We start from the raw sequence: 9,962 nt of genomic DNA on the forward strand, positions 1-9,962 counted from the left end.
ATGTAGTATCGGATTCCTATTTGTTTGTTTTTTAAAGAACCGCAGATCGCACTAAAGAGAAGCAGGCATACTCTGGTAATCTCTTCGTTGCAACAATAAAGATAATTAATGCAGGTAGGCGATTTTATAAGTTTTAAAATTCCTGTCAAGCAGTAAAATAATTGGCTTTTAATAGCCATCTCTTTATAATTGCCGAGGAGGGTTCATGCCGTCAAACTAAATGTATCATGATCTTTAGCAAGATTTAATAAATAAAATGTCTTTTGGCGATATGATGTATTATTATTCTTGAATCGAAATTATACAACTAACTCAGGGCTGGATTTTGAGGAAAAACTTTCACTCTTTAGATAGTTGTCCTTGATGGTAAATTTTCAAATATTAAACTGAAAATTAGCGATCGCAATTAAAATTTTCGAGCCTGATTGCCCCAAGATTTCTGGCTAAGAATTATTTTTTTACAAAAGACTATTTTATAAAAGCGAACCCAAAGATAAACTAGGATTTTTGGAAGCTGGCTAATCTGTATCAATTTTGCTCACAACTCCTCTGGAGGTAGGGCAACAAATCCGGTTTTTAGTCCACGCTTGAATCCTGCTTTTTCATAGAAGTGCAGCGTCTCCTCGTTTTTTGATCCGCTTAGAAGCATCACTTTATAGCACTGTTGCTGCCATGCTAATGCTAAGGCATAATGTAGTACTTGTGTACCTAATCCTTGCTGTCGAAAATCGAGATGGGTGACAACATTTTCAATAACGCCGTATGGACGTGCGCCACGCGTCAAGTTGGGAACAATGGTTAAGTTACACGTTGCTACTAGCTGGTTATCAACATCAGCTACAACATAATACAAACGGGGATCATGTAAAATACCATCCCAGATCGATTGTAAAACATCATCAGTCGGTAGAGGTGCATCGACAGGATTTAGGTGGTTATATAAAACCAAAAGTTGCGGAAGTTCGTCGCGTGTAATTAGGCGAACGGTAATTATCGGTTTAGACAAAGCTGTAGATTGGCGTAAAAATTTATCGTTGCGATAAGGCAGGAGGAAAGAAATGACAATTTCAAATGTCAAAATTATGGGAATGTTAATTCAGTGCGAGCAACTCCACCACGTTCATGGCGGGCTAGCAGTTTAACTGTACTACCTTGAGGCGTACGCACCACCCATTCAACTTTTGCCCGATCCTTGGTAGGATCGCTGTGCCGTCTAATGGGAGTTGAAGGCTTGTAGGCTCGTCCTTCTAATTGACCTAACTCTTCACGGGGCTTACCCGTTACCAAAGTTCCCCCAGGAGGCAGTTCAATTTCACAGATACAGCCCCGCACCAGCTTTTTTTCTAAAGCTTTTTGGGTGACGTTGGTGGGCAACCAGCCTGTATTATGCACAACTAATTGCACCCGATAAGTATCATCACCCAAGCTGTGGACACTGGCTTCGTAAATCTCTAAACGCGGAGATATTAATAGATGCCAAACTAGCCATTCTGGGAAGAGGGCTATTTCTTTCTCCAGAAATTCAGGGGGTGGATTTGTCCAAGCGTACATGGTATCCCAGCCGCCTAGTTCAATCTGACCGAGTTGGGGATGCTCGAAGGGATACCAATCTACGTAGCCTTTGCCTGCAAGTTTTTCATCGTTCCAACGTAGCAACTTCAGGTCATCTTCTACAGAGTGTTCTTGCTGCCAATCGATGTATTTATAATCATTAATTCCAGCTTGGCGCTGCGGACTCCAGACTTCTACTGTCCAGGCAAATAGACCTTGGTATTCATAAGCCCAGTCGTCGAATGTACCTGTAACTACTCCTTTGGGGTCATAGCGGAAATCATGAAAGGCAGAGATGGCTGGGTATTGAGTAAGTTCAGTACCTTTAGCGCCAATGCGTTGATAAGTGCGGAGGTCATTGACGGGGAATTCGTCATCGCTGAGGTGGGTATAGGGACGGATGAGAACACCGCTAAAGGTATGAAAGGCGATCGCTCCTGTAATATTAGGATGTGTAGTGATAAATTGAACTAGCGATCGCACTTCTGTTTCAGATGTAGGATAAGAACCAGCCCCCGATTGCTCAGATTCTTGCCGCCACAAAAATGGAAAATTCCGGTTTAAATCTAGCCCTTCCTTAGAAGGCTGAATTTTAATCTGAACTCCATCATAATTTTCTATCTTTCCCTCTGGTAGTACGCGATAATATTGACCACCTGTTTCTGTTGGTTCGCGTCGTATCAGCAAGCGTGGTTCAGTAGGACAGACTTTCCAAGCCCCATTAGCATCGGGGATTCGCATCAGTAAAATCCGACCATCGCCATCGATATCTTCCATCACTAACCCATGGTTGCCTTCTTCATCATGGGGATAAGGGCGAGTACCGGAGCGAATAAATTTCGGTTTGTCAGCCAATGCCAACTCAGCACCATCAGGATTAACACGGGGGCAAATGTAGAAGGTGCGGGTATCCAAACAACGGGTAATTTCTGGGTGAGTACCGTAAGCTGTCACTAATGTTTGCAAGAGATATAGACAAACACTTGACGGTGCTAGTTCAGTGGCGTGAATGTTCCCATCAATCCAGAGAGCAGGTTTTTCTTGATGTGCGCCAGTGGCAAAGTTGCTAACTGTCAATAGCCAGATGTCACGTCCCTCGTAACTTTTGCCAATGCTTTCTATGCGTACTAGTTGGGAAAATTCCTTCGCATAACTGTGCAGAATGCGTGTTAAGTCTTCATAACGATAGTATTTATCAAACCGAACATCTGGCATAACAAACCTCCCCATTACGAATTACGAATTACGAATTACGAATTATTCTAATTAGGTTTACCCATAATCGTAAAAGCTGCCCAGTAGTAAGGATGGTTATAAAGAATTTTATCTGATGCCATTTTACTATTTCTATAAAGCTGCGTTGCTAAATAAGTTTGAATTCTTACTTCCTCTGGATGGAGATTATTCAAAATATCTTCATACCATTTTGTCAGTTCTCCAGCAGTTAGTTCTTTCAGCCATCGTGTTGCTTCGGCTAAAGCAGTAACAGCTGATTTATTCGGCTGTAATCGTCGGTAAAACTCGATCATCACCAAGGCACTAGCCGAAGATTCTACACTCCAGAGAGTACTCACTACATGAGGTATGCCCTGAGTTACAAAACCACTGACTAAACTCACATATTCGCTGCTGATAGTGTAGTTGTTAGTACTTAAATTTTCACAGGCAGAGAGGGTAATAAGGTTGTAACTATCTAGATTTTGTTGGCAGATTTCATCTAGAGTCAGTCTGTCTTCACCTGCTAATGCTAATTCTGATTTTTTCGGTTCAGCTAAATTATTAGTGACATAACCCGTAAAATGCAAGATATGATAATTATCAGATAGGGCATTTTCAACAATACTTTTTGTAGCTTCTGCCCCCTGAATTCTTTGGATATTATTGAACATCTGACTAACAATTTCAGACTCAAGTTTGGCAAATTTCAGTGTAGGATAACCTGTACTTTCAGGATGTTCAACACTGAGCAAGAACTTATTTTGCCACTGCCAAATATCCTCAGTTCTGATTGATAAACCAATTTGGGCACTAGGTAGATAGGTGACGCTGAAATTTGATTCTACGTTGGGTAACTCTTCTGGTGATGGCGAAGAAAGATGGAAAAGTGTATGAATGGGCAATCTGTACAAGTCACGGTGAGGAATTAATACCAGTTGGGTGATGGCTTCGAGTTCCTGTGCAATTGTGGAAATATTTAGGATTTCATACAGTTGCAACAGTTTCTCTTCCATCTCAACTCGCCAAGAATGGTGACTTTTACTTTCTTTGTCTTGGGCTGTGCTGCGATATTCTTGGTATTGTTGATGCCAATCTTCTAGCCAAATTTCAAATTCAATTAGGCGTTGCACTGCTTCGGGTAGAGGCAATTCATTGAGACGAATAGCATCTTCTCCTAAAGGTATTACCCCAGTATCTTGCATGGGTGTAAACAGGAGAATCGGTGATGGTGCTTGGTCTTTGAGAATGAAAGTATGTAGGGCAACTGGGCTAATATGCCAGTAAATAATTGCTGTTGTGGGATTGAATAGTTGTTGAATTGCGCCATAATAAGGCGAGTAAATATTATTATTCCAGCCAGAAAGCAGCCAGTTTAAACAAGCATTTTTACCTTGTTCGGCAATTTCCCAAGCTTCTACTAAATCACCCGACTCTACAGCTAAATCAACTGCCAATTGATCGAAGCCAGCAAATTTTAAAGCTAGCTGTTTTTTACTTTCATCTGAGCGAGTTTCTTCACTCAGTAATTGTCGCAATAAATCTGTCCCACGTTGCAGCAATTCTTGAACTTGTGTGGTTTGTCCCAAAGCCATCAACACTTTGCTTAGAGATTGTAAAACCTCTAAATGCAACTGGGGAAAATACTCTAATGTCAGGGTTAACAGCGCTTGATGGTACTCAGATGCAGCTTTGCGCCAATAATCGCGGGTATTGGTATGTTTTTTACCTTCTTCGTAGTAAGTATTAGCGATCGCAAAATGCAATCTCCCCCAACCTTCTGGATGGGTATCTGTCCGCAAATGCCTTAACCCTTCTTCATAACTGGCTAATTTTCCTTCGTAGCCGCCCTGTTGTAAGGCAGGATTTGTCGCGATAATATTACTCGACAAATTCAGTAATTCGTCATAATTCACTAAATGACCGATCGCAGTTCCCCGACCAATCCAAGCTTCCCAATAATCTTGTTTGATTTGCAAAGCGTTGTCATAACAGACGATCGCTTCGGCATATTGTTCTAAATGAAACAGTGCTATTGCCTGATTATACCAAGCTAAGTGGAAGTCGGGTTTAATGGCGATCGCTTGTTGATAGGAGGCGATCGCTTCTTGTCTACGTCCTAAGTTGTCTAACGCTATACCGCGGTTGTACCAAGCTAAGTAGAAGTCGGCTTGAACTGAAAGTGCTTTATCCCAAGAGGCGATCGCTTCTGACCATCTTCCTAAATTAAACAGCACTACACCCCGGTCTATCCAAACTTCATGATACTCTGGGTTAATTTCTATAGCTCTGTCGTAAGATATAATCGCCTCGGCAAATTGTTCGCTGACAGCTAGGGCTATGCCTCGGTGATACCAGTTTTCCTGGTCTTCTGGTTCGAGTTGCAACGCTTGGTCATAACTAGCAATAGCTTCTGGTAGCCAACCTAATTTCAGCAGTGCCAAACCCTTGCTAGACCACGCTTCTTGATAGTCTGGCTTGATTTCTATAGCTTTGTCAAAAGAAGCGATCGCTTCTTCAAAGTATCCTAATTCTCCGAGAGTTCCACCCCGGTTGTACCAAGCTTTGTAGAAGTCTGGTTTCAATTCTATGGCTGTTTCATAAGACGCGATCGCTTCATCAAAACGTTCTAAATGGAACAGCGTTAAGCCTCGATTAAACCAATATTCGGAGAATTCGGGTTGCATTTCAATGGCTTGGTCATAAGATGCGATCGCTCCTAGCAAATCGCCTGTTTTCGCTTGGCTTAGACCTTGGTAAAACCACCTTTGAGCGTGGGTAATCGGATTATCGTTATGTCGCTCAATAATACCAGGGGAATTACTGCTTTGAACTGCCAAATCTGAAGCAAGTTGCTGGACTAAATTGGTACTTTGATCCAACTTCACCCACAACTCATCTAAAGTATTAGCCACATTTGGCTCTAAATTCGTTAAAGTGTTATCCCAGGTTTCCAGCGAGGGAGACGTTGCTAATTCAGTCCTTTGTCTAGTGGAAAGGAGATTTGCTGGTGTAGTAATTTGAACAACTTCTTCGTCGAACCGAAGTTGGGTTAACAAGCTGATTGTATCTTCTGCTGCCGGGAGAGGGATATTTTCTGGTATTGTGGTTTGGGCGTCTTCCCTTTCATATTCCGATACCAGTTCCTCGAAGTTTTCGGGCGATGTCTCCTCAAAGGAGGCATTTTGAGGTGCTGACGTTATTGGTTCAACATCTGGCAGATCATATTCCCATAATTGTTCGCCAAAGCTAATAATTAGCTCTTGTTCAGCAGGGGTGGGGAGAATTTCTTCATCGGTTGTAGTTTCTACCACATCTGGCTCATCATACTCCCATAACTGTTCGCCCAAATCGCGGATCAGTTCAAGACCTGGAGTAGTTTCTATCACATCTGGCTCATCATGCTCCCATAACTGTTCGCCCAAATCGCGGATCAGTTCTTGCCCAGGAGTGATTTCTAGATCATCTTGTGCCTGATTGTCAGGGTAATCTTCTATTTCTGTAGGTAAGTTTTGCATTAGCCGAATGCCAATGTCATAAGCAACTTCTCCAATTCTGCCAACACCAAGTTCCCCCAATTGCACCATCTGTGTTGCTAAAAGAGGATTTGGTGTAGGTGAAGCTAGCAAGCTTTCACCAAACATCACCAACCAGTCTATCCAACGTTCAGCCGGAACGCGATTTTCGATTCGTTGCAGATACCTCAATGCCCACTGTCGTCCTCGTGCTTGATGCACGCCTTCTAACAATTGGATAAACAATTGTTCCAGATCCGCATTGGTTAGTTCTGGTAGTACCCCCACCAGATTACGTCCTCTCCCACCCTTGAGAGAACTATTCTGTTTACTTGCAATGAGGCGCTTTATAAACCTTTTAAGCGACTGCGATATCCGCCTGAGCATCTGCCACACTCTTGGATTTTGTTTTTCTAGATTGTAGCCATCGTTGTCTTAAAAAAATCATCAATTACGTAAAAATCCATTAGATTCGGACAGCGCTTCCGTAGCAGGTTAGCAAAAAATATACAAATCTTCAAGAGCATAGCATTACAACGTTACAATTCCCAGATTTCACTCTTGAATTTGATTCTGGCAAGCAGTTAATTTTCAGTTTGCTCTGTAGTCGATTGACCGTCAGGATATAACTGACTAATTAATGCCTGGACAAGCACTTGTGGATCGTCTGTTTCAACGGCAAGCTGTTGAGCAATCTGCTGACGTAAATTTTCATCCTCCTGCAACATCACAAACAACTGTTCTAGGGTGACAGTTTGGTATTCTCCCTCTGGGAGGTTCTCTGGCGCATCTGCTGACTCTGATACTGGGACAGCTACCTCAGAGGAAAAAGAAGTGCTAAAAGCATCTGGCCCTTCATATTCCCAAATTGGTTCGCCTTCATTGCGTGTCAACAACTGCATCCCGATATTATAGGCAACATCTCCAATTTCTCCGACGTTTAACTCACCCAATTGCACTAACCGCGCAGCCATTTCATTATTTGGTGTAGGAGATGCTAGCAATCTGTCGCCAAAGCGCCCTAACCACTCAACCCACTCTTGAGTTGTGATCCGATGTTCGATATTATGCAGCCACTTCTGTGCCCATGCTTCCCCTCGTGCTTGATGTACTCCTTGCAACAGTTCGTTGAAGAGAAATTCCAGATCCGTATCGCTCAAGGGTGGTGCTGGTTCTTTTTCCACATTTCCCCTAGATTTTGAGGTAGTCTGTTTTCCACCAAACAAGCTCTGAAAAAGCTTTTTGAGCCATTGAAATAGCCGCTTGAGCATCTGCTGCACCATCGAGTTTTACTTTATCTATAAAATTGTAGCGATCGCACTGGACTATGGCGTTAGTTCAGTCAATAAAACGTATAGTCATTTGTCATTTGTCACTTGTCATTTGTCAAGAGTTTTTTTCCTTGCTCTCTACTTCTTAATTAGAACAAATGTACTAAATGATATGCTATAATTCCCATACATTGATGTTGAAATCATAGTAGAGGATAAGCTCTGGTTGCTTGCTTTGCTGAGTGCCAAAATTTACGGCATTAGTTGAGTCTTGGGCTAGGGCAACATCGATAAATAAAGTCAGGTACGAGAGTTTAAAATAATTGAATCCTCAACTCGACTCGGTGCTACTAATTAACGTTGAAAGGCATTGAAGTCTATATTTCCATGTCTTATGAACCCCTGCACCACAAATATCGCCCCAAAAGTTTTGCTGAACTGGTGGGACAAGAGGCGATCGCCACCACCCTCACGAACGCGATCGGCACATCTAAAATCGCCCCTGCCTACTTATTCACTGGGCCAAGAGGTACGGGGAAAACTTCTAGTGCCCGGATTCTGGCTAAGTCCCTCAATTGTCTCAAAGGTGATAAGCCCACGGCTGAACCCTGCGGCGTGTGTGAGGTTTGTCAGGGGATCGCTAAGGGTTACGCCCTAGATGTAATTGAAATCGATGCCGCTAGTAACACTGGTGTCGATAATATCCGCGAGTTGATTGAAAAAGCCCAGTTTGCTCCTGTACAGTGTCGCTACAAGGTTTATGTTATTGATGAATGCCACATGCTCAGTACCCAGGCATTCAATGCGCTACTAAAGACACTAGAGGAACCACCGAGACACGTGGTTTTTGTATTAGCGACAACAGACCCGCAACGAGTGCTACCAACGATTATTTCGCGCTGTCAAAGGTTTGATTTTAGACGCATTCAGTTAGAAGCGATGGTGAAGCATTTAAGCGCGATCGCATCTTTTGAAAACATTCATATTTCACCCGATGCTGTCACTTTGGTAGCCCAACTTTCTCAGGGAGGCTTGCGAGATGCCGAAAGTCTACTCGATCAATTGGGTTTATTAGCGGGTGAAGTGACACCAGAGCGAGTTTGGGATTTGGTGGGGACGGTAAGCGAACAGGATTTGCTAGCGCTTCTAAATGCGATCGCTCAAGATAAACCGGAAGCAGTTCTAGACTGTACTCACTACATTTTAGATCGTGGTCGAGAACCCCTAACTATTCTGCAAAATCTCGCTGCTTTTTACCGCGATTTACTGATTGCTAAAACAGCACCTCACCGCCACGATTTAGTTGCTTGTACTCAGCAAACTTGGACAGCGCTGGTTGAGTTTGCTCAATACTTCGATATGAGCGTGATTTTGGCGGGACAGAAACACTTGCGAGAAGCCGAAGTACAAATTAAAAATACCACTCAGCCGCGTTTGTGGTTGGAGGTAACATTACTAGGATTGTTACCCAGTGCGACGAATATTCAGCCACAAGCCTCAAGTGTTGCGCCACGAGTTAATACACCTGTTGTATCTCCAAGCTATCCTCCAGTAGTTGCCCAAAATCACCCAGTCTCTTCTGTACCTTTAGCTGAACCGCAAACAAATCATAATTCTGCATCTGCCAATCATCAAGCCGCGGCTCAAAATCAGCCCATCACTTCATCTCCCCCAGTTGAACAGCAAACAAATCACAATTCTGCTGCTAAATCAGTTTCACCACCAACCCCAGAACCTGTTGCTGTTCCTGTGCCATCGGTGAATATTGAACCAGAAACTTCAGAAGTTGTTGGGGAAGAAGAATATGACTTAACTCAGATTTGGCAACAGGTGCTTGCCAACCTCCAGCCAAAATCAAGGCAAGAAATGCTGCGTCAAATGAGCCAACTCATCGAGTTCGACGGTGTTGTGGCTCGAATTGCTATCAAACAGGCATGGTATGACAAGGGGAAATCTTATCTACCGATGATTGCGGCAGCTTTCCAGCAGACTTTCCAGCGTGAAATCCAGATAAATATAGAAAAAGGAATTTCTTCAAACTCTACCTCAGCCAAAAAAAATCCTCCGCCAAAAGATTCTACTCGCGTTCAACAATCACCTACACCTAGCTACAACCAGCAAATTCCGCCTCCAGCGTCAGTACCACAGCCAACTAATCCACCACCAGCACCGACAGCAGCAAGAAATGGCAATGGTGTAAATGGAAATGGCTTAAATGGCAATGGTGTAAATGGAAATGGTGTAAATGGAAATGGCTTAAATGGAAATGGGGTAAATGGAAACGGGATGCAAACTTTGCCTCCACCCCCAAAACAAACACCCGCACCTGATTGGGAACCTGACGAAGTAGCGATCGCAGCTCAACGTGTAGCAGAATTTTTCAATGGGCAAATTATCCGTTTTGCAGATG

5 protein-coding genes are annotated in these 9,962 nt (G+C 43.1%); 1 reads left to right on the plus strand and 4 read right to left on the minus strand.

The window, feature by feature from the left end; genetic code table 11:
* Positions 1–538: 538 nt before the first annotated feature.
* From IQ229_RS02495 to IQ229_RS02510, 4 genes are all read right to left on the minus strand, one after another.
* Entirely contained in the window at positions 539–1,078 is a 540-nt protein-coding gene (locus IQ229_RS02495) for a GNAT family N-acetyltransferase (RefSeq protein WP_228013040.1), read from the minus strand.
* A 2-nt stretch (positions 1,079–1,080) separates the two neighbouring features.
* Positions 1,081–2,766 carry a M14 family metallopeptidase gene (locus IQ229_RS02500; protein WP_194040977.1) on the minus strand — a complete coding sequence of 562 codons (1,686 nt, stop codon included), beginning with the start codon at positions 2,764–2,766 and terminating at the stop codon, positions 1,081–1,083.
* A 47-nt stretch (positions 2,767–2,813) separates the two neighbouring features.
* On the minus strand, positions 2,814–6,668 hold the full coding sequence (locus IQ229_RS02505) for a CHAT domain-containing protein (protein WP_194040980.1): 3,855 nt from the start codon (positions 6,666–6,668) through the stop codon (positions 2,814–2,816).
* A 197-nt stretch (positions 6,669–6,865) separates the two neighbouring features.
* The gene (locus IQ229_RS02510; RefSeq protein ID WP_228013042.1) at positions 6,866–7,564 is read right to left on the minus strand and encodes a hypothetical protein; all 699 of its coding nucleotides are present in this window, start codon (positions 7,562–7,564) and stop codon (positions 6,866–6,868) included.
* Between the two features lie 375 nt (positions 7,565–7,939).
* Between IQ229_RS02510 and IQ229_RS02515 the strand changes: the two genes are divergently transcribed.
* Positions 7,940–9,962 (plus strand): DNA polymerase III subunit gamma/tau (locus tag IQ229_RS02515; protein ID WP_194040982.1); only part of this gene is annotated, 2,023 nt, incomplete at its 3' end.

Origin of the sequence: Nostoc cf. edaphicum LEGE 07299 (assembly GCF_015207245.1) — a bacterium.
Taxonomy (GTDB): Bacteria; Cyanobacteriota; Cyanobacteriia; order Cyanobacteriales; family Nostocaceae; genus Nostoc; species Nostoc edaphicum_B.